This is a genomic window from Micromonospora sp. CNZ280 (assembly GCF_011759515.1).
The window spans coordinates 175,592-194,773 of record NZ_JAAOYP010000003.1; the positions used below are offsets into that span (position 1 = coordinate 175,592).

The 19,182-nt window shown below is 67.6% G+C and carries 21 protein-coding genes and 1 pseudogene; 9 read left to right on the top strand and 13 right to left on the bottom strand.

All coding sequences use genetic code 11. The annotated features are described in order from the left end of the window. Positions 1–44: 44 nt before the first annotated feature. From pstA to FHX32_RS22475, 8 genes are all read right to left on the bottom strand, one after another. Complete coding sequence (gene pstA, locus FHX32_RS22440) at positions 45–962, bottom strand: phosphate ABC transporter permease PstA (RefSeq protein WP_167186768.1); 918 nt, start codon at positions 960–962, stop codon at positions 45–47. After that, entirely contained in the window at positions 959–1,906 is a 948-nt protein-coding gene (pstC, locus tag FHX32_RS22445) for a phosphate ABC transporter permease subunit PstC (protein ID WP_167186771.1), read from the bottom strand. Before pstC ends, pstA begins: the two co-directional genes overlap by 4 nt. A 1-nt stretch (position 1,907) precedes the next feature. Continuing rightward, positions 1,908–2,873 carry a PstS family phosphate ABC transporter substrate-binding protein gene (locus tag FHX32_RS22450; RefSeq protein WP_167189089.1) on the bottom strand — a complete coding sequence of 322 codons (966 nt, stop codon included), beginning with the start codon at positions 2,871–2,873 and terminating at the stop codon, positions 1,908–1,910. 192 nt (positions 2,874–3,065) lie between these two features. Next, the gene (phoU, locus tag FHX32_RS22455; protein WP_167186775.1) at positions 3,066–3,710 is read right to left on the bottom strand and encodes a phosphate signaling complex protein PhoU; all 645 of its coding nucleotides are present in this window, start codon (positions 3,708–3,710) and stop codon (positions 3,066–3,068) included. A gap of 89 nt (positions 3,711–3,799) precedes the next feature. After that, on the bottom strand, positions 3,800–4,006 hold the full coding sequence (locus tag FHX32_RS22460) for an NAD(P)/FAD-dependent oxidoreductase (protein ID WP_208419151.1): 207 nt from the start codon (positions 4,004–4,006) through the stop codon (positions 3,800–3,802). Further along, positions 4,003–4,413 (bottom strand): arsenate reductase ArsC, encoded by a 411-nt coding sequence (locus tag FHX32_RS22465; protein ID WP_167186778.1) that lies wholly within the window; start codon positions 4,411–4,413, stop codon positions 4,003–4,005. Before FHX32_RS22465 ends, FHX32_RS22460 begins: the two co-directional genes overlap by 4 nt. A gap of 100 nt (positions 4,414–4,513) precedes the next feature. Then, the gene (gene arsB / locus FHX32_RS22470; RefSeq protein WP_167186781.1) at positions 4,514–5,611 is read right to left on the bottom strand and encodes an ACR3 family arsenite efflux transporter; all 1,098 of its coding nucleotides are present in this window, start codon (positions 5,609–5,611) and stop codon (positions 4,514–4,516) included. Next, entirely contained in the window at positions 5,611–5,916 is a 306-nt protein-coding gene (locus FHX32_RS22475) for a metalloregulator ArsR/SmtB family transcription factor (protein WP_167186785.1), read from the bottom strand. Before FHX32_RS22475 ends, arsB begins: the two co-directional genes overlap by 1 nt. Positions 5,917–5,990: 74 nt before the next feature. Here FHX32_RS22475 and FHX32_RS35345 point away from each other — a divergent pair, with 74 nt between their 5' ends. After that, positions 5,991–6,512, top strand: a complete 522-nt coding sequence (locus tag FHX32_RS35345) for a helix-turn-helix domain-containing protein (protein WP_486481268.1) — start codon at positions 5,991–5,993, stop codon at positions 6,510–6,512. Between the two features lie 67 nt (positions 6,513–6,579). Here the strand turns inward: FHX32_RS35345 and FHX32_RS22485 are convergent, their stop codons facing one another. Continuing rightward, complete coding sequence (locus FHX32_RS22485) at positions 6,580–7,071, bottom strand: MarR family transcriptional regulator (RefSeq protein WP_167186788.1); 492 nt, start codon at positions 7,069–7,071, stop codon at positions 6,580–6,582. A gap of 300 nt (positions 7,072–7,371) precedes the next feature. Between FHX32_RS22485 and FHX32_RS22490 the strand changes: the two genes are divergently transcribed. The 3 genes and pseudogenes from FHX32_RS22490 to FHX32_RS35350 form a co-directional block, all read left to right on the top strand. After that, the gene (locus FHX32_RS22490; RefSeq protein WP_167186791.1) at positions 7,372–8,244 is read left to right on the top strand and encodes an NAD(P)H-binding protein; all 873 of its coding nucleotides are present in this window, start codon (positions 7,372–7,374) and stop codon (positions 8,242–8,244) included. 155 nt (positions 8,245–8,399) lie between these two features. Beyond that, positions 8,400–8,771 (top strand): DoxX family protein, encoded by a 372-nt coding sequence (locus tag FHX32_RS22495; protein ID WP_167186795.1) that lies wholly within the window; start codon positions 8,400–8,402, stop codon positions 8,769–8,771. After that, positions 8,768–8,961 (top strand): annotated as a pseudogene (locus FHX32_RS35350) (conjugal transfer protein TraC); the annotation flags it as partial. The gene FHX32_RS22495 and the pseudogene FHX32_RS35350, both read left to right, overlap by 4 nt. Positions 8,962–9,420: 459 nt before the next feature. Here the strand turns inward: FHX32_RS35350 and FHX32_RS22505 are convergent. Next, positions 9,421–10,128, bottom strand: coding sequence for an alpha/beta hydrolase (locus FHX32_RS22505; RefSeq protein WP_167186798.1), 708 nt, complete (start codon positions 10,126–10,128; stop codon positions 9,421–9,423). A gap of 933 nt (positions 10,129–11,061) precedes the next feature. Between FHX32_RS22505 and FHX32_RS22510 the strand changes: the two genes are divergently transcribed. Both FHX32_RS22510 and FHX32_RS22515 read left to right on the top strand, forming a co-directional pair. Continuing rightward, positions 11,062–11,619 carry a TetR/AcrR family transcriptional regulator gene (locus tag FHX32_RS22510; RefSeq protein WP_167186801.1) on the top strand — a complete coding sequence of 186 codons (558 nt, stop codon included), beginning with the start codon at positions 11,062–11,064 and terminating at the stop codon, positions 11,617–11,619. A gap of 151 nt (positions 11,620–11,770) precedes the next feature. Continuing rightward, positions 11,771–12,862, top strand: coding sequence for an alkene reductase (locus FHX32_RS22515; protein WP_167186804.1), 1,092 nt, complete (start codon positions 11,771–11,773; stop codon positions 12,860–12,862). On the opposite strand, the gene FHX32_RS22520 is transcribed toward FHX32_RS22515, so the two are convergent. Next, positions 12,847–13,815, bottom strand: a complete 969-nt coding sequence (locus tag FHX32_RS22520; RefSeq protein ID WP_486481339.1) for a DUF899 family protein — start codon at positions 13,813–13,815, stop codon at positions 12,847–12,849. The two genes, FHX32_RS22515 and FHX32_RS22520, sit on opposite strands and share 16 nt — an antisense overlap. Before the next feature lie 402 nt (positions 13,816–14,217). Here FHX32_RS22520 and FHX32_RS22525 point away from each other — a divergent pair, with 402 nt between their 5' ends. Then, the gene (locus FHX32_RS22525) at positions 14,218–14,757 is read left to right on the top strand and encodes a GNAT family N-acetyltransferase (RefSeq protein WP_167186810.1); all 540 of its coding nucleotides are present in this window, start codon (positions 14,218–14,220) and stop codon (positions 14,755–14,757) included. Between the two features lie 594 nt (positions 14,758–15,351). Here FHX32_RS22525 and FHX32_RS22530 read toward each other — a convergent pair. Further along, positions 15,352–16,110 carry an SUMF1/EgtB/PvdO family nonheme iron enzyme gene (locus tag FHX32_RS22530; protein ID WP_167186813.1) on the bottom strand — a complete coding sequence of 253 codons (759 nt, stop codon included), beginning with the start codon at positions 16,108–16,110 and terminating at the stop codon, positions 15,352–15,354. A gap of 294 nt (positions 16,111–16,404) precedes the next feature. Beyond that, positions 16,405–17,067, bottom strand: a complete 663-nt coding sequence (locus FHX32_RS22535; protein ID WP_167186817.1) for a DUF4240 domain-containing protein — start codon at positions 17,065–17,067, stop codon at positions 16,405–16,407. Between the two features lie 175 nt (positions 17,068–17,242). On the opposite strand from FHX32_RS22535, the gene FHX32_RS22540 reads away from it, so the two are divergent. Then, positions 17,243–18,601: a polysaccharide deacetylase family protein gene (locus FHX32_RS22540; RefSeq protein WP_167186819.1), complete on the top strand. Its 1,359-nt coding sequence runs from the start codon at positions 17,243–17,245 to the stop codon at positions 18,599–18,601. A 316-nt stretch (positions 18,602–18,917) separates the two neighbouring features. Further along, positions 18,918–19,124 (top strand): NUDIX domain-containing protein, encoded by a 207-nt coding sequence (locus FHX32_RS22545; RefSeq protein WP_208419153.1) that lies wholly within the window; start codon positions 18,918–18,920, stop codon positions 19,122–19,124. Positions 19,125–19,182 lie beyond the last annotated feature (58 nt).

A 19,182-nucleotide genomic window follows, 5' to 3' on the forward strand; every position in this document is an offset into this window, starting at 1 on the left:
GTGCTGGGGGCGGCGGTGTCGCGGCTGAGTTGTCACGGCTTTGGTCACCAGCGCTTCTCGAACCGGTTCCGCACGAAGATCGCGATCGAGTTCATGACGAGCACGATGGCGAGCAGCAGGACGATCGCGCCCGCCGCGAGTTCGGTGTACTCGGCCTGGGATCGCGTGATGAAGGTGTAGATCTGGATCGGCAGCGCCGTGTACGCGCTGTCGAGCCCGTCCGGGTTGAAGGTGATGAAGGTGACCGCGCCGAGGACGATCAGCGGTGCGGCCTCACCGATTGCCCGGGACAGGGCCAGAATCGACCCGGTCGCGATGCCGGGCACCGCCGAGGGCAGCACCTGCCGCGACACCGTCTGCCATTTGGTGGCGCCGAGGGCGTAGGAGGCTTGGCGGATCGACTGCGGCACCGCGCGGATGGCCTCCCTGGTGGCGATGATGACCACGGGCAGTACCAGCAGCGACAGCACGATCGCGGCGGTGATCACCGTGAAGCCCAGACCGAGGGCCCGGGCGATGATGCCCAGGCCGAGAATGCCGAAGATGATCGACGGTACGCCGGCGAGGTTCTGGATGTTCAACTCCAGCAGCCGGTTGTACCAGCGGGTGTTGTCGGCGTACTCCTCAAGATAGATCGCGCTGAGGATGCCGATCGGCAGGCAGATGATCGCGACGAGCGAGATGATCCACAAGGTGCCCACGAGGGCGGACTGAACGCCTGCGCTGTCGAGGCGGCTGACCAGGCCGGTGGGCATCTCGGTCCAGAGCCGGGAGTCCAGGCGGTTCCAGCCCTTGATGAGCACCCAGGCCAGCAGCGCACTCAGCACGCCGAACGCGATGAGCAGGCACGCCTGCATGGCGAGGCGGAAGGCCACCTCGCCGGGACGGCTGCGGCGCTGAGTCAGCGCGTTACCCGGCGCGGAGGGTTCCGGCCGGGTGGTGGTGATGGTGGGCGTGGTCACTCGTAGACCTCCCTGAAACGACGGACCATCCGGATCGACACCGCGTTGAGCACGAAGGTGATGAGGAACAGCAACGCGCCGACGGCGAAGACCGAGTCGTAGTCCAGGGAGCCGACCGGGATGTCACCGGAGGAGATGTTGGCGATGAAGGCGGTCATCGTGGCCGCGCCCTCAAGCGGGTTGAAGGTGACCTTGTCGGAGACCAGCCCGCCCGCGATGGTGACGATCATCGTTTCCCCCACCGCCCGGGAGATGCCCAGCACGATCGCGGCGACGATGCCGGAGATGGCGGCGGGAACAACCACCCGGGTCGACACCTGCATTTTCGTCGAGGCCAGGGCGTAGGCGCCTTCGCGGAGGCTGCGGGGCACGGAGGCCATGGCGTCCTCCGAGATGCTGGCGATCGTCGGCACGATCATGATGCCCATGGCGATGCCGGCGATAAGGAGGTTCTGGAAGCCGGGCTTGGTGTCGCCGGGCCAGATCTGCTGCAGCAGCGGGTTGAGCGCGAACAGCGCGACGAAGCCGTAGACGACGGTCGGTACACCGGCAAGCAGCTCGATCATCGGCTTGAGCAGCTTGCGCGTGGCCGGCTTGGCGTATTCCGACAGGTAGATCGCCGAGCCCAGCCCGATCGGGACCGCGATCAGCAGCGCGATGACGGTCACCACCATGGTCGCGCCGACCAGCGGCAGCACCCCGTACGCCTTCTGGGCGAAGGTGGGGGTCCAGCTGGTGCCGGTGACGAACTCGACGATGCTGACCTGCTGGAAGAACTCGATGGTCGGCCCGACCAGCGCGATGACGATGCCGACCGTGGTGGCGATCGACACGAGGGCGGCGGCAACGAGCAGCACCTTGACGATGCTGTCCACGGGACGGCGGCGGCCCCGCCGCAGGACGTTGCCTGCGGCGGAGCCGACGCTCGGGGTGCTGGTGGTCACGTCAGACCGCGGCCTTCAGGGAGTCGAACTCGCTCTTCAGCGTGCCCTTCTGCTGCTCGGTCAGCGGGACGTACTTCGCCTCCTTGACGATGTCGTCGATCTGCTCGATGTAGAAGGTGACGAAGTCGGCGACCTGCGGCTTCTTGACCGCTGCATCGCTGACGTAGATGAACAGCGGCCGGGACAGCGGCTTGTAGGTGTTCTCCTGGGCGGTCTTGAGGCTCGGCTCGACACAGCCCGCGCCGCCGTCAACCTTCAGCGCCTTGAGCTTGTCGGCGTTCTCCTCGAAGTAGGTGAAGCCGAAGTAGCCCAGGCCGCCCTTGGTGCCGGAGACACCCTGCACGGTCACGTTGTCGTTCTCCGACGCGGTGTAGTCGGTGCGGCTGGCGCCCTCCTCACCGTTGATCTCGTCGGTGAAGTAGTCGAAGGTGCCGGAGTCGGTGCCCGCGCCGAAGAGCTTCAGCGGCTCGTTCGGGAACTTCGGGTCGACCTGGTTCCAGTTGTTGACCTTGGAGCTCGGCTCCCAGATCTTCTTCAGCTGGTCGACGGTGAGGCAGTCAGCCCAGGTGTTGTCCTTGTTGACCACGACGGTGAGAGCGTCGTTGGCGACGATCAGCTCCTTGTACTTGATCCCAGCCGCCTCGCACGCCTTCTTCTCCGCGTCCTTGATGGGGCGGGAGGCGTCGGAGATGTCGGTCTCCCCCTTGCAGAACTTCTCGAAGCCGCCGCCGGTGCCCGAGGTGGCGACCGAGACGTTGACGCCGCTCTGGCCGCCCTCCTTGTAGAAGGTGGCCGCGGCCTCACTCAGCGGAGCGACGGTGCTCGACCCGTCAACCTTCACCTCGCCGGAGAGCTTCTCGCCACCCGCGGCGTTGTTGTTCTCAGCGTTGTTGCTGCAGCCGGCAAGCGCGAGCGCGGCGAGCGCGACGCCGGCGAGGACGCGCCGCGAGAGCACGTTGCGGTTCACCAGGTAAGCCTCTCTATCGGGTTGCATCAGCCCGTCCGGGCCGTACGAAAGTCAAGGTAGGAGGGCCAGGTAGCCGCCCGACCCGACGCAAGTGAACGAAAGGTGAACTCCCCGACGCGGATCATGGCCGGCGGCGGCGAGATTGTGACGTTCCCGCCGTCGACGGGCGCGATGTCCGAAGCGCGGCTTCGGCTAGAGGCGGATCGTCCCCGTCACCAGATAGACGACCTGGCGCGCCACGTTGACGGCGTGGTCGGCGTAGCGCTCGTAATAGCGGCCCACGAGGGCCAGGTCGATGGCCGACTCCACGCCGTAGGGCCAGCCCGATACGAGCATCTCCAGCAGCCGCGCCTGGGCGGCGTCGACCTCGTCGTCGTCGAGTCCCAGCTGCATCGCGTCGAGCTGATCGCGGGTCGCCAGCACGGTGGACGTCTTGTCGGCGATGCGGGCGGCGGCGTCTGCCATGGCGGTCATGACCTCCACCGCCGGCTCGGGTACGACGGTCACCGGGTGCCGCATCAGGACGACCTTGGCGATGTGCACGGCGAGGTCTCCCATGCGTTCCAGGTCCGCGGCGATCCGCAGGGCGCACAGCAGCAGGCGGAGGTCACCGGCCACCGGCTGGAGGCGGACCACGAGCTGCGGGATGGCGGCGTGCACGTCGTCGCGCATCGCGTTGAGCACGGCGTCGCTTCTCACCACGGTCTCGGCGGCGACCCGGTCGACGTTCAGCAGTGCAGCGCTGGCGCCTCGGATGGCGGCCGCCGCGTCCCGGCTCATGACGGCCAGGACGCCGGTGAGCCGGTCAAGCTGCTCATCGTAGCTGTCCCGGCTCATGGCATTCCTCTCTCGCCCGCGCAACCTGGTCCGATGTCGGGGACCGGTCGAACGATCAGACGGGGCTCCCGGGGTTCAGGGCCGCAGTCTCAGGCGCTCCCAGCAACGTACCTGTTCTGGCGCCACGGGGCAGACCGGGCCGGGAGCGGGCGGTGGTACGGGATGCCGCAGATCGAGTAGTTCGGGTAGGCGCCGGCGACGACCAGCAGCGGTGTGACGCCGGGATCGAGGTCGCGGGCGCGCAGCCCGGCGGAGATCCCGGCGTCGCTGCCGCCGATGATCAGCAGCCGGGTCACGCCCGGCCCGGGACGAGTTCGCGGACGAGTTGCTGGACGCGGGCGCGGATGTTGTCGCGGATGGGACGGACGGCCTCGACGCCCTTGCCGGCGGGGTCTTCGAGCGTCCAGTCCTCGTACCGCTTGCCCGGGAATACCGGGCAGACGTCGCCGCAGCCCATGGTGATGATGACGTCGGAGGACTCGGCGGTGGCGTACTCCAGCAGCTTCGGGGTCTGCTGGGTGATGTCGATGCCGACCTCCCGCATAGCCGCGACGGCGGCGGGGTTGATCTGGTCGGCGGGCTCGCTGCCGGCGGAGCGGACCTCGACGTCGTCGCCGGCGAAGTGGCGCAGCCACCCTGCGGCCATCTGGGAGCGGCCGGCGTTGTGGACGCACACGAACAGGACGGTGGGCTTGTCGCTCATTCCTGCACTCCTTGGTGGTGTCAGTGGGTGGCGGCGAGGTAGGCGGCGTTGCAGGTGGTGCAGATCCCGACGACGCCGGCGGCGCCGCAGTCCAGGCAGGTCATCGGATCGCCGACGGCGCGCTGATCTCTGGGAAGAGGCGGCGGCGCAGGCCGAGGCTGACGTAGACCAGCGCCACCAGGACCGGAACCTCGATCAGCGGGCCGACCACGCCGGCGAGGGCCTGACCGCTGGTTACCCCGAACGTGCCGATGGCAACGGCGATGGCGAGCTCGAAGTTGTTGCCGGCGGCGGTGAACGCCAGGGTGGTGGTGCGCTGGTAGTTCAGGCCGATCGCCCGGCCGAGGGCGTAGGAGCCGGCCCACATGATCGCGAAGTAGGCGAGCAGCGGCACGGCGATCAGCGCCACGTCCCAGGGGCGGGAGGTGATGGCCTCGCCCTGCAGGGCGAAGAGGATGACGATGGTGAACAGCAGCCCGTAGAGGGCGACCGGGCCGATTTTCGGCAGGAAGCGTCCCTCGTACCAGCCGCGGCCCTTGGCGCGCTCCCCGAGCCGGCGGGTCAGGAATCCGGCGAGCAGCGGGATGCCGAGGAAGATCAGCACGTTGACGGCGATGTCCCAGCCGGAGACGGTCAACTCGGCGCCGGGCAGGTCGAGCCACTGCGGCAGAAGGGTCAGGTAGAACCAGCCGAGCAGGCCGAAGGCGAGGACCTGGAACACCGAGTTGAGGGCGACCAGGACGGCTGCGGCCTCGCGGTCGCCGCAGGCGAGGTCGTTCCAGATGATGACCATGGCGATGCATCGGGCCAGCCCGACGATGATCAGACCGGTGCGGTACTCGGGCTGGTCGGCGAGGAAGATCCAGGCCAGGGCGAACATCACCGCCGGCCCGACGATCCAGTTCAGCATGAGCGAGGAGAACAGCAGGCGCCGGTCACCGGTGACCGTATCGAGCCGGTCGTAGCGGACCTTGGCCAGCACCGGGTACATCATGATCAGCAGGCCGAGGGCGATCGGCAGGGAGATGCCACCGATCTTGACGGCGTCCAGGGCGCTGTTCAGGCCGGGAATCAGCCGCCCGAGCAGCAGACCGGCCACCATCGCCAGGCCGATCCAGATCGGGAGGAACTGATCGAGGCGGGACAGGCGGGCGACGACCACCTGCGTCCCTTGTGAACGCTGGTCGATGTTGGTCATCAGCACTCCCTGCGGGCGTCGGAACGGGCGCGAGCGTGGCGCGCCATGTCGGTCAGGTGGCCGGCGGCGGCTTCGAGCGCCTCGGGCACCAGGCGGTAGTAGGTGAACCGGCCGCGGGGTTCGGCGACCACCAGGCCGGCCTCCCGCAGCTGTCGGAGGTGGTTGGAGATGTTGGGCTGCTTGGCGCCGGTGTCCTCCACCAGGTGGCAGGTGCAGGCGGGTCCGTCGGCGAGCAGCGCGACGATCTGCGCGCGCAGCGGATCCGCCAGCAACCGGATCACATCAGGCGCCTGTGATATCAGCACGCAATGATGCAATCACGCACGCGACGATCATGTCCATTCGACTCGACCACATCACACCCGGATGTTCACTGGACATGCCGACCAACCTGATGGCGCACCACCTGAAGATGCTCCAGGACTGCGGCCTGGTGGTCCGCAACCGGTCAGAGGGCGACCGACGTCGCACCTACGTGCGGCTGGTGCCCGAGATGCTCAACGACCTGCTGCCCGCTCCGGCCCGAACCGTGCCCCGGTCGTTTCGTCTGCACCCACAACTCGGCGCGTTCCCAACTCGCCGCCGCGCTGTGGGCCCGCCGCAGCAGCGTCCCGGCCACCTCGGCCGGCACCGATCCGGCGCCGCGATCATCGCGTTGGCCTTCGACTTCACCAACGGCTTCCACGACGCCGCGAACGCCATCGCCACCTCCATTCGGCGCATCCCTGATCGTCCGCCGCCTCAACGGGGAGCAGTGGACGCCGAGGACCCACGTCGCGCCGACCCGGCTGATCCCCGCCGGGTCGGGCGAATCGCGGGACCGCACCGGGACAGAGGCGCACCCGCACCGTCAGGCGAGGGTACGGACCGGAGCGGAAAGCGGATCTCCTCGTGCTGGTGAAGACACCCGAGCCTGGACGACCCGCTGTGGTCCGGGGTGACCACGTCCGTGGGGCGCCCCGGCGCTCCTACCGGGTGGCCAGCTCGTCGGTCGCGGCTCGCCCGGCATCGGCGGTGCGCCGCAGAAAATCGGCGATCGCGTCGAGCTCGTCGACCGTGTAATCGGTCAGGAGCTTGTCCATCGACGTGTTCATGCCCGAGTAGAGGCGGAACAGTTCCGGGTTGCGTTCCCGCCGGGCGCGCAGGACGACGGCGCGCCGGTCGACCGGGTCACGTTCGCGGACGATCCAGCCGCCCTTCTCCAGTCGGTCCAGGATCCCGGTCATGGTGGCGGCGTGCAGCCCGGCTCGCCGCGCCAACGCGGTAGGGCTGAGCGGACCGTGGCGCTTGATGAGGTCGAGGCAGTCGAGGTCGGTGTCGCGCAGGTCGACACGCGCGCTCAGCTGGTGGTTGAACAGGGACAGTTGGACGCTCAGTTCGCGGAGCGACTCCTTGATGGCTGAGCTGGACCGCCGCCGGCGTCGCCTGGCGTCCGCGTCCTCAGCGTTCGTGGAGGTCATCTCGACGTCCTTCAACCCCTGACTTGTTTCGGCCTTCGTACTATCTACGCCGCAGAGTACCCGAAACGGCAGGTCGCCGTACGCGCGGACGCCCGGCCGCGCCGTCGCCATGACGCGGACCGGGCGGCGAGCCAGTCACCTCCCGTCGGGTAGGGCTGGTCCGGTCAACACCGTGAAGCCCGACAGCCGAGCACGGTCTCGCAGCCCACCCATTGTGACGCGCTCCATATAATACGAGCCTCGTATGACGTGTTACGGTCTCCGTACTATCCGGGAGACGAACTATCTGGAGGGCTCGTCATGATCTTGATTACCGGAGCCACCGGCACAGTCGGCCGGCCGCTGGTCGATTTGCTGCACACCACGGGCGCGCCGGTCCGCGCCGTGACCCGCGACGCGAGGGCCGCGGTTTTGCCCGCCGGCGTCGACGTGGTCGTGGGGGACCCGTCCCAGCCGGCCGCGATGGCCGGCTTCCTGGACGGTGTCACCGCGCTGTTCCTGCACCCGCGAGCGGCGGCGGACGCCGCCTTCGAGCTGGTGGCGTTGGCCAGGGAACGCGGCGTGCGGCGGGTGGTGGCGCTGTCGGCGATGAACGTGGACGACGATCTGGCGGAGCAGCCGTCCCGCTACCGCGGCGACCGTAACAAGGAAGCCGAGTACGCCGCGGTGGAAAGCGGTCTGGAGTGGACCAGCCTGCGGGTCAGCGCCTTCGCCGCCAACACGATCGGCATGTTCGGCGCACAGGTCCGCGCCGGAGACGTCGTGCGCTACGCGTACGCGGACTTCGAGGAAACGCCGATCCACGAGGAGGACATCGCCGCTGTCGCCGGCCGCGCTCTGCTCACCGACGAACTGGTGGGCCAGCGGCTGGAGTTGACCGGCCCGCAGTCCCTCACCCACAAGGAGATGGTGACCACCATCGGTGAGGTCCTCGGCAGACCGCTGCGGTACGAGGAACTCGCGCCGCAGACCGTCACCCAACGGATGATCGCCCACGGCTTTTCGGAGCCATTCGTGGCGGCGTTGATGGCGCGCTACGCCACGTACGCCACCGCGCCGCAGTTTCCCCCGACCGGTCAGGTGGAGAAGGTCCTCGGGCGACCGGCACGCACGTACGCCGAGTGGGTCGCGGACCACGTCGTCGCGTTCCAGAACGAGGAAGCGCACCGATGAAACTCACCATCTTCGCCGCAACGGGGGGCGTCGGCCGACACGTCCTCGAACAGGCGGTCGCGGCTCCGACGCGGTCCAGTTCATGCTCGGCGCCCTCGACCGGCCCGAAACCGTCGGTCAGTCGATCGCCATCGCCTACTAACCGGAGTCACCTCATGGAAACCACCTACCTCGTCGTCGCCCTCGTGACGGTCGCCGCCAACACGTTCTCCGGCGTCGCCGCCATGACCCGCTTCGAGCCGGTCATGCGGACGCTTCGTCCGGCGCTTGCCACCGCCGGCGTTCCGGAGTCGTGGCTGGTCTTCCCGATCGGCATCCCGAAGGCCGCCGGCGCAATCGGTCTGCTACTCGGAGTACTCGGCGTGCCGCTGATCGGCACCGCCGCCGCGATCGGTCTCGTCCTTTATTTCGTCTGCGCCGTCTACACCCACCTGCGGGTCAGCGACTACAGCCTCCAGTTCGGCCTGGCGAACGGGTTCCTGGCGCTGGCCGTAGCGACGCTGTCCCTCGACCTGGCCGCCTCCTGAGCAGGCCGACTCATGCGTACCCGGCGCCGGCGGGGCTGGCCGGGGCGGTCGCCCCGGCGTCGGTCGAGGTGACCCCGCGGTGGTTGCGGGTCGGTGACGGCTACACCGCCACCCCGTCGTCACCGGCTACCCGGCCGAGGTCGGTCCGGCGTGGCTGGAGCCGCTGCTGTCCTACCCCGGCCGGGTCGACGTGACCCTGCCGCAGGGTGCCATGCGCGAGGCCACCGGCCACAGTTCGAGATCGGCCATCAGGAGATTTCGAGCCAGGTCGGGGCGAATACAGCAGGTGACGAGTACCGCGCACCGCCAGGCCCCCGACCCGACATGCCGGTCCACGGCGTATCACTGCTGCTCGGTGATGACGGCGGCCGAACCGGCGACCAGCCGTGAACGGGCGTCGGAAGATCGACGGCCCGTCCACTCCATCAGGTGGAGACCGCCGGCTCTTGGCCCGGGCGCCGGGAGCACAACGCCCGATTTGCACTGCAACTGCTTCTTCTCGGCTGAGCAGCTTGATCGCGCTGGCGCCGATAAAGACGGCTGCGAGCGGGCAACGTCAACACTCGCCCGCGACGTTTGTGTCTGCGGGTTGTAGGTCAGGTGTGGTCCCGGGCCGGCCCAGGTGGCCCCGCAGCGGGTCGTTGGCGTGTCAGCCGGCGCTGCCGGCGTTCTGCGCAGCGGTGATGATGACGTCGGCCACGACGCCGGACTGGGTCACGTACACGGCGTGGCTGGCCGAGACGTTGGTGATCTGCGCGCCGATGCGCTTGGCCATGTGCTGCAGCATGGCTTGGTCGAACGCCTTGTCCTCGGTCGCGATGACGGCCCAGCTCGGCTTGTCGCGCCAGGCTGCGTTCTTCACCGGCGTCTCGAAGGCCGACATGTTGATCGGCACCTGCGTGTCGCGAAGGAACGCGGCGTCGGCGTCGCTGGCGTCCGCCGCGAAGCCGGCCTTGAACTTGTCGTGGTTGAGGAAGCCGTATCCGTCCTCGACGACGTCGATGACGAAGTCGGGCGTCGCGGCGAATCCCTCGTACTGCTGGGCGGTGGTCTCGCCCGCGTCGGGTGCCAGCGCCGACACGTAGACCAGGCCGGCGACGTTCGGGTGAACTCCCGCGTCTGTGATGACCGTGCCGCCCCAGGAGTGGGCGACGAGAATCGCCGGGCCGTCCTGCAGGTCGAGCACGCGCGTGGTCGCCGCGACGTCGTCTTCCAGCGAGGTGAGCGGGTTCTGCACGATCGTGACCCGGTAGCCGCGGGCGGTCAGCGTGTCATACACGCCGCGCCATCCGGAACCGTCAGCGAACGCGCCGTGCACCAGCACGACATTCTTGATCTCCTGACTGGTGGTGCTCATGAGGCTTGTCCTTTCATTGCCGCACCAGCCTTCCTGCCGGCGGATCTCCGGCGGTCAGCGTCGCGATGTGCAGTACATTGCGTGCGGGAACTGAGGCTTCGCCGGAGGCGGCGACCCTGGACGGGTCCGGTAGCGATCAAAATACGGCTCACCGCGCGATAACCACGACGTTAACCTGCTGCTGCCCATGCTCGTTTGAGTTTCGGCGAGGCGGATCCCGGCCCGTACGTCGGCGTTGACGCCCGAACATCGGTGTCCCGTCGGGACGAACCAATCATGATCAGGGTCGACGGGGAGGAGTTCCGCGGCACAGTGCCTTGGCCCCTCGACGCGGACCCGTCAGGGCAGACCATTGTCGGGATGTACACGGGTTGCGCCAGGCAAGCCCGGCTCGCCGCCCACCGGAGGCGGCCGCGGTCTGGGACCTCGCCCTCTTCGAAGTGTGGTACGACGCCCAGCTCGGCCTGCTACGAGCCCTTGAACGGCACGTGCGGATGGTATCGATGTACCGGAGCTCTCCCGCACGGCGAGTACGCAGCTCGGCCACGTTGGGGCGGCGGTTTCCGCCACCGTCTCGGAGATACAGCAGGCCGTCTATCCCGCAGGCCCCGCAGATCTCGCGGAACATCTGACAGCCGTCCGCCACCTCATCGAACTGCGGGCGAGCCGACGGCTCGGCGATGGCGGACCACCCCCGATTCCTGCCCCGAGGGTGATGTCGGTCGTCATCTGGCGTCTCCCCCTTGATCAGTCGATCAGCCGTGATTTGTACGATCCCGCTCCACACCAACGAAGTGCACGACCCGGGCAAAGAACCGCGAACCGGGCTTATTTGCCTCCACCAACCGCCCTCGGCCCTGGATGCCTACCGGCTGCACTCGCTCCCAACGCAGGAGGAAACAGATCGGTTTCCTCCTGTGGTAGTGTGGGGTCATGCCGCCAGAGGAGACCCGCGAGCGCGTCATCGACACAGCGACCAGGCTCTTCCACCGTGAGGGATTCCATGCCGTCGGGGTGGACCGCCTGACCGGTGAACTCGGCATGTCGAAAAAGACTCTCTACCGACACTTCGGGTCGAAGGACGAACTCTTGATCGAAGTGCTCGACCGGTGTGACGAGATGGCCGTTCGAGACTTTCCTGACGAGAATGATGCAGCGAGTCCGCGCGAGCGCATACTCGGTGTGTTCGAAGCACAACGCGCCTACTGCAGTCAGCCAGATTTTTCCGGGTGCTTCTTCGTCAACATCGCCACCGAGTTCCGTGACCCCGCACATCCGGCGGTCCGGAAAGCAGGGTTTCACAAGAGCCAACTGGGAACGTACATCCGGCGGCAGGCCTCGCTGGCCGGGGCAACGGACCCGGAAGTGCTGGCCGAGCAGCTCACCGTGCTGCACACCGGCGCCGCGGATTACGCACTACTGACCGGCGAGTATCCACCCAGCACCGTCCTGACGGTCGAGACGCTCCTCACCGCTCACGGTATCTCCTGAGCGAAAGCGGTTAACCCGAATCACCCTGGGGAGCCTGTTTTCCGTCCTCTCGCTCCCATAGGTCACACCATCACCGCCGCGGCCCTCTGGTCATGCCCGCAGGCGCATGTATCACCAAATCGTTGGCATTTGCCAACCGGGAGGAATTGTCATGTCCGCACTTCACGAATCCCTCAAGATGCCCGCCTTCGAGACCAGGAACCGGGTCTTCATGGCGCCGATGACCCGCATGCGCGCGGGCCAGCCCGGTGACCTAGTCACCGACCTGACGCGCGAGTACTACGTACAGCGCGCCAGCGCCGGTTTCATTGTCACCGAGGGAACGCAGATCAGTCCCGAGGGAAAGGGGTACCACGCCACTCCCGGCATCTACTCGCCCGCGCAGGTTGACGCCTGGCGCTCGGTCACCGACGCCGTCCATGCGGTCGACGGCAAGATCGCCGCCCAACTCTGGCACGTCGGACGTATCACCCACCCGACACTGCAGGGAGGCGCCCCCGGCGTCTCGGCCAGCGCGATCCCGTTCGACGGCACCACGACCATCGCAGGCCCCGACGGCAACCTGACCAGCGTCGAGTGCCCCACCCCGCGCGCCCTCGACGCCGAAGAGCTGCCGCGCATCATCGACGACTACCGCCGCGCGACCCGCAACGCCCGCCAGGCAGGTTTCGACATGATCGAGATCCACGGTGCGAACGGCTACCTGCTCCAGCAGTTCATGTCGACCAGCAGCAACTTCCGCACCGACAGTTACGGGGGATCCCTGCAGAACCGCGCCAGGTTTCCGCTCGAGGTCGTCGACGCCGTGATCGACGAATGGGATCCCGCGCACGTCGGCATGCGGATCTCGCCGATGATCAAGTTCGGTGGGCTCGACGATGCCGACGGCCGCGAGATGGGCCTGCACATCGCCGCCGAACTCAACCGACGCGAAATCGGCTACCTGCACCTGTGCGAGCCGGACTGGGCCGACGGCCCGGAGTTGGATGACGAATTCCGCATCAAGCTGCGCGCGGCCTTCCACGGCGTGATCATCGTCGCAGGCAAGTACACCACCGAGAAGGCCGAGCGGGTCCTCGGTCACGGATGGGCCGACGCCGTCGCATTCGGAAAGCCGTTCATCGCAAACCCCGACCTCCCGCGTCGCCTCGCCGAGCGGGCCGACCTCAACGCGCTGCGCCCCGAGCTCATCTATGGCGGCACGAACGCCGGGTACACCGACTACCCCTACCTTGAGAACTGAACATGCCAACGTCGAGGGATGCCACGCTCGCCTATCCCCCGACCCCTTCGAGGGCTCAACGGGTTCGCCGGCCGCACATCGAGTGCCTGCCTCTCGGCGGACCCGTCCCCCGTCATGGTCGTCCCGTACGCCACGGCGGCGTTGAGCAGGCGCCCCGCTTCCCCCGCAACCTCCAGACGCTCCGAGAAGCAGGCATCGACCTGACCCCGGTCGAAACCCTCCGGCGACCACCGACGGTGAACCCTTCCGCTGAAAGATCCTGGCGGACAGAATCGGGACTGAAAACAACGGTGCAACTCCGATAACGGTGACGGGCTCGCTACCTGCCAACGTGGGTGTAGCGCGTGCTGGAAGGCTCCTCGTTCTACCAGGGCGCGCCCCCGACGGTTCCCGATCAGCGCGCTTGATCGTTCCGCGCATGGCCGGAGCTTGCGTCCGTGGCACCGTCGCCGTCGGGTTGCCCGTTTCAGTGGCAGTGCTGCTGGTGCTCGGCGCCGACGGGCGTCACCCCCCGGCCGCGTCCACTGGGCCACGGGGCGGCCGTCCTTGCGCCACCCGGTGTACGTCAGGTCCGGCGGCCAGCCCTCGGGAGAGTCCTCCCAGACCTCCTGCCGGCCGTAGACGGTCATGTCGAGCAGCTTGAGCGATCCCATGATTGACTCGACGCCGCGGCCGGTCGTCTCGTACATGAGGAAGATGCGGTCGCCCTGGCGCAGGAAGCAGGCGATGATGCCGCCGCCGGCGTAGGCGGGATCTTCGATGCCATCGGTGGAGTACCACGGATGGGTGTAGCCCATGAATTCCCGGAACGGCGCCATCTCCTCGTACGGCCCTTCGCCGAAGACGGCGAAGGCGATGCCACGCGCCTCGAGGTAGGCCGCGTTCTGGAAGTCCCAGATGGTGGCGGTGCAGCCCTCGCACTGATCTTCGAACGGCTTCCCGAGGTGCCACAATGCTTGAAGACGACGATCTGGTCGCGTCCGGCGAAGACGTCCAGCAGCGGCGTCGGACCGTTCTTTCCGACCAGCGGGATCGGTGCGACCTCGGTCATCGACCAGGTCGAACACCGCCTGCCAGCCCTCCACCGAAGCATCTTCGACACGAACGTCTGGCAACGCACCCATCAGGTTCGGGTCGAAGAAGTTCTTGACGGCGTCCCACACAAGCTCAGGCACCCCGTCATGCTGGCCGACCGGCGGTGATGACGCAGCCTCATCGCGTCGGGCACCGTCGGGCACACCGACAGACCGCGCACAGATCCCATTTCCGATCGCTTCTACGGGTGTCAAGCTGCACCGGCGGCCGCCTCGCCAGCGAAGCTGGTGTTGTTGTGAAGTAACGATCACGGTGTGTCGATGAGCGCTGATGCCGTCATCCCAGGGCAGCTTCGGATCGGTGAGAATGCTCCGATGACCGCGGTATGGCCTGCGCAGCTTCTTGTCCGTCCGCTCACGACCGAGGACGCGGTACAAATCGCCCAATGGAGGTATGACGGCCCGTGGCGGGTCTACGACTCGCGGCCGGAAGACGGGTTGATGAGTGACAACGCGGCCTACCTTGCGGTCGCGGGTGTCGACGGCGGTCCGCTAGTCGGGTTCTGCTGCTCGGGGGCTGAGGCGATGGTGCCCGGCCTGGAACCGGAGGACGGGGTGCTCGACGTCGGCATGGGCATGAATCCGGCCATGGTCGGGCAGGGCAACGGGGTGCGCTTCGCCTCCGCTGTGTTGGACCACTATCGGTCCACGACCGGCATTCACCGGCTGCGCGCGGTGGTGCAGTCGTGGAACGAGCGCAGTCTGCGCCTGACCCGGTCGCTGGGCTTCGTCGAGGTCGGCAAGCACATGTGCGAACAGAGCGGCGCCACGGTCGAATACACCGTCGTCATCGCCGAGTGAGCCGAGCCGCCCGCGCAGCCGATGTCGGGCTCCAGTTGCTGCGCGATGGCATGAAGGAGCGGGGCCTCCCTCCTCGTGGGTTCCCGGGCGGGATGCTGGGAACCGTGCTTGCGCGAGCTGACCAGGCCGCGTCAGGCCACGGTCCGGCACGGGTCCGGCGTCAGCGTGGTCGACGTGGCCGGGTACGGGCGGCTCTGGCCGGCCAGTTTCACGCTGCACCGTCGTCCGTACGCAGTCAGACTCATTCCGTTGGGCAAGGCCCGGAGGCTGCCGAAGGAGAACAGCCTCTCGTACGGCCGCCTGGCCTATCTTCTTATCCTGCTCCTCATGCCCTGCCCTGCCTGGGCTGCGCCGTCGCCCAGGGTGTGTGGGCGCTGCTCGGGTGGTGGGTGGCGTACATCGTCGCCTCGATGGCCGCCACCGGAGCCTGGTTCGGCATCATCCCGCCGCCGTCCACGGCCTGCGCAGGACGTTGACGGCGTAGTGGGCGGCTGTGGTGCCACAGAGCCGCGTTGACCAGGCCGCTCCCCCACGGCGCTTGCTGAGCGGCATGAGCGGACGGTGCGGTTCATCCTGCTCGTTCGACGGCTCTGGCTAATTGCGGGGTGGCAGTGGTGCGACCGGGCGGACCGCGGTGAACTGAGCGTGTTCATACCGGGTGGCGGCGAGCAGCAGCAGCCACTCGTCACAGCCCTGCCACGGGTAGAGGTCCGCTGCACCGCCACGTACCACCCTGGGACCATCACCGGTGCGTGGGCGGGCATCCGCCGGCGCACCCACGAACCCGGGAACCCACACGTCGGCGCAGATTTCGTTCGCCGAGCCCATCGCGGCCAACCCGAACGCGTTCTCCCCGGCTGCTGTTCGCTGCTCATCGCCGAAGTCGTCGAGCAGTTGGTCCTCGCCAGGTTTCCCATCGCCGCGGAAAGTCAAGGTGGTGGTGCCGGCTCGGGCTGCATACTCCCACTCGGCCTCGCTGGGCAGCCGGAACGGCAGCGCCTCGAGCAGATCGTCCAGGTCATCCTCGAGCCGGGCCGTGCCGGAGTCCGCATCGGCGTAGTCGTCCCGATACTCGGGCAACCAGTGCTGGACCTGCGCGACCGTCAACGGGTGCCGGGCGATCAGGAACGGGTCGACTCGCACCTCGCGCACCGGCTGGGCGTCCCCAGCACCGGCGAAGAACGGCTCAAGAGTGTCCTCGGCTCCTCCACTGCGCTCAATCGCGCGTACCGCCGCCAGTTCCGCCTCGGACAGACCCATGCGGAAGGTCCCGCCCGGCACCTTCCGAAAGACCACGCCGGATGCGATGTGCCGCCAGGCCGGCCGCCCCGCCACCATCTCCTCGGTCCACATGGCGCCGAACGTTAGCAGCCCGGGCGCCACCGCCTACACCGTCTGGTACGAGCAAAAGCACCCAGTCGGCACGCGCACTCATCGGCACGAGCGAACGCTGACCGGGCGCGTGATCAGCGGCATGAGCGCGCAGCTGACTTCTACTCCTCGGTTGCCCACAGTCCCGCGTCTAGCGGCGCCAGAACCAAGTCCGCGGGCGGACAAGTCGCCACAGGCGTCCACGCCAGCGCGCACGTCGACGGTGCAGGAACAGCTCGATATCCTCGAGCGCGGCGGGGGCGCAGCGCCTCGGGACTACCCCTGTGTGAACCGCTGGGTGAGGAACAGCGCGGCGAGTTTGGGCAGCCGCCTTCGCCACTCGTCCACATTGCGAAGGTCCCGGCGATCGTCTCCAGGATTCGGGACGCCGGGCGATCGAGCCGTGCTCACCTCGGTAGCGTCGGCAGCGTCCAAGAAGGCGTCGGGGTCACCAGTGCGCTGCTCATACGCCTCCTGCGCCGCGAACAGCAGCGTCTCGTCGCCGACCCAGAGGCCATGACCGTGTGATGCGCTGATTTCTTGCACTGCCGGGTGCCCAGCGAGCGTGTCGGGTCCGGCGATGACGGCCTCGAACACGCTTCGGCCGAGGCCGATGAGTCCTGCCCTGAAGTCCGCGAACCGGTCGTCGGAGAGAAACCCGTGCTCGATGACCCAGCACGCTGCGGCGATGTCCCCTGTGTCGGCCAGACCGCACAGGTAACTGAGCATCTGGTCGAACGCGACGATCTCCGGCAGCGGTAAGCATGTCAGCTCCACCACCAGCGCCTCAGCCACCCCACTCGGCCCAGAGTCCGGCCTTGCCCGGTCCGCCGCCGGACCGGCTGCATCCCGTGCTCCTTCCACGATCTGCCAGAACCGATCTACGTCCACAGCCGATTGTCTCCACGACCGGTGCGACAGCTCGACGCGCAGTGTCACTCAGCTCCTGAGACCGATCTATCATCCAGGTCCTCAGACCCGGTACGGGACCACGGCGGCAGGCAGCACTAGGACCTCTAAGGTGACGGCCATGACTGACCCACTGCGGCCCAGGTCCCACCGAGCCCCGTCGCGGCGATCCCTGCTCAAGGCGAGTGCGGTGGGAGCTGGTGTGATGGTGGCCGGGGCCGGTGCGACCATCCTGGGTACCAGGATCTTCAACAGCGGATCGGCCCGCCCCGTGCTGCTCGGCGCTCCCGCCGCCGTTGCGGCATTGACTCCGGCATCCTGGTCGCAGAACTTCCAGAAGGGTCATGGGTGGACCGCCGCCGGCGGCAACGTCGGAAAGGTCATCGTCGACAACACCGCCGAATTCGTACGCGGCACGCAGTCCGTCTCGCTGATCACCGCCGGGAAGGCCGGCGCGGACGGGGCCAAAGCCGACCAGGCCAACCTGGAGCGGCTGGGCGGCCCGGCGGTGAACCTGAACGGTAAGGCCATCCGCCTGATCTTCAAGGTGTCCGACGTGAACAGGCTGCGCTGGATCAACTTCTACGTCGGTACGTCCGGCCTGGCCAACGCCTTCCGGTGGCGGGTGCACACGCACTCGAACAAGCAGAACTGGGTGCAGTCTGGCGAGTGGGTGGCGGTCACCCTGCAGTGGGGTGACCTCAGCGGTTCCGAGGGGGCGTACAAGCTTGATGCGGCCCGAGTGCCCTCCGTCCGGGCCGGTTTCACCGACATGCGGTTCTCGGTGATCGACACCGGCACGGGTCCCTGCACCGTCTGGCTCCAGGCGGTCGAGATCGTCCCGGACACCAACTCCACCTATTCCAACGGGCTGGTATCGATCACCTTCGACGACTCGTGGCAGGACGTCTTCATCAACGGCCGTCCGGTGATGGACAAATACGACTTTCGCGGAACCACGTACACGATCGCCGACCAGATCAACACGGACGGCAGATTCACGACGGACCAGCTGCGGGCGGCGCAGAACCTGTCCGGGTGGGAGGTGGCCGGGCACTCCTATGAAGGCGCCGTGCATGCCGCCCGCTACAGCGGGGTGAGTGCCGAGGTGGTCGACAGGGACGCCGGCGCGCTGCGCAGCTGGATGAGGGAGAACAGCTTCAACAGCGACTCGTTCGCCTATCCGGGCGGCCAGTTCGGGCAGACGACCGACGGCCACAGCGTCGAGGCGATCGTGCAGCGTTACTTCTCCACCGGCCGGTCGATCCTCGCCGAGGACAATCGGGAGTGCACCCCACCGCCGATGCCGATGCGGCTGCGCTCCCTTACCGGCATCAGCTCCACCCAGAAGGGGATGTCGAATCCGGACACTCTGATCGGCCGGGGTGGCATGCTCGACCGCGCCCAGTACGCTGGCGGCTGGCTCATCCTCTGCTTCCACCGGGTCGTCACGACGACACCGGCGAACAGCTCCGAGTGCCATCGGGACGACTTCGCGAAGATCATGCGAGCGATCAAGGTTCGCGGAATGGAAGTCCGTACGGTCGGCGAGGTCATGAGCTGACCGAAGACATCGTCGCGACCGGGAGTTCGCTGGACTGTCGGATGATGCGGTCCGCGGCCGGCGGCGCGGACCAGAACTGCGGCAAGTCGTGGTGGACCGGGTTGCCGTGGTCGCTGGTACTGGTCGCGACCCAGCGGCTGCTCCTGCGCATATTGGCGTGGCCGCGCGGGACGCGGCAGAACGGTCACGCTATACCGACGGACCAGCACCGGCATGACAGTGCGTCTGCGCCACGACCGTGGGTGTACTGGCGGATCGTCAAACCGACCACCTACGGCGTGAAAGCGCTGATCATTCACCCGGTCGCGCTGACCGAGTGTTCCTCGTCGATCACAGCTACGGCGACCGACCCCTATGGAGCCTGCCTGGAGGCGGATACAAGCCAGCCCGGGAGACCCCAGAGCAAGCGGCCAGGCGTGAGTGCATCGAGGAGATGGGCATTGAGTTGGACTCGCTCGGTTCGGGTCAGGACCTGCGTAACGGATCGGGATCAGGAACCTGGGTGACACGCCGCCACCTGTAGCACCGGCCCGACGCCAGCGCCATGGTCGACGAGCTGATCCGGACCGGCGGTGGCGGGT

What these genes read in the sequence shown, in the direction of transcription:
- FHX32_RS22540 (WP_167186819.1), top strand. Translation starts at nt 17,243, where the DNA reads ATGGTGGCCGGGGCCGGTGCGACCATCCTGGGTACCAGGATCTTCAAC.
- FHX32_RS22485 (WP_167186788.1), bottom strand. Translation starts at nt 7,071, where the DNA reads ATGACCTCCACGAACGCTGAGGACGCGGACGCCAGGCGACGCCGGCGG.
- FHX32_RS22515 (WP_167186804.1), top strand. Translation starts at nt 11,771, where the DNA reads ATGTCCGCACTTCACGAATCCCTCAAGATGCCCGCCTTCGAGACCAGG.
- arsB (WP_167186781.1), bottom strand. Translation starts at nt 5,611, where the DNA reads ATGACCAACATCGACCAGCGTTCACAAGGGACGCAGGTGGTCGTCGCC.
- FHX32_RS22510 (WP_167186801.1), top strand. Translation starts at nt 11,062, where the DNA reads ATGCCGCCAGAGGAGACCCGCGAGCGCGTCATCGACACAGCGACCAGG.
- FHX32_RS22525 (WP_167186810.1), top strand. Translation starts at nt 14,218, where the DNA reads ATGAGCGCTGATGCCGTCATCCCAGGGCAGCTTCGGATCGGTGAGAAT.
- FHX32_RS22490 (WP_167186791.1), top strand. Translation starts at nt 7,372, where the DNA reads ATGATCTTGATTACCGGAGCCACCGGCACAGTCGGCCGGCCGCTGGTC.
- FHX32_RS35345 (WP_486481268.1), top strand. Translation starts at nt 5,991, where the DNA reads ATGCCGACCAACCTGATGGCGCACCACCTGAAGATGCTCCAGGACTGC.
- FHX32_RS22505 (WP_167186798.1), bottom strand. Translation starts at nt 10,128, where the DNA reads ATGAGCACCACCAGTCAGGAGATCAAGAATGTCGTGCTGGTGCACGGC.
- FHX32_RS22495 (WP_167186795.1), top strand. Translation starts at nt 8,400, where the DNA reads ATGGAAACCACCTACCTCGTCGTCGCCCTCGTGACGGTCGCCGCCAAC.
- FHX32_RS22465 (WP_167186778.1), bottom strand. Translation starts at nt 4,413, where the DNA reads ATGAGCGACAAGCCCACCGTCCTGTTCGTGTGCGTCCACAACGCCGGC.
- FHX32_RS22530 (WP_167186813.1), bottom strand. Translation starts at nt 16,110, where the DNA reads ATGTGGACCGAGGAGATGGTGGCGGGGCGGCCGGCCTGGCGGCACATC.
- phoU (WP_167186775.1), bottom strand. Translation starts at nt 3,710, where the DNA reads ATGAGCCGGGACAGCTACGATGAGCAGCTTGACCGGCTCACCGGCGTC.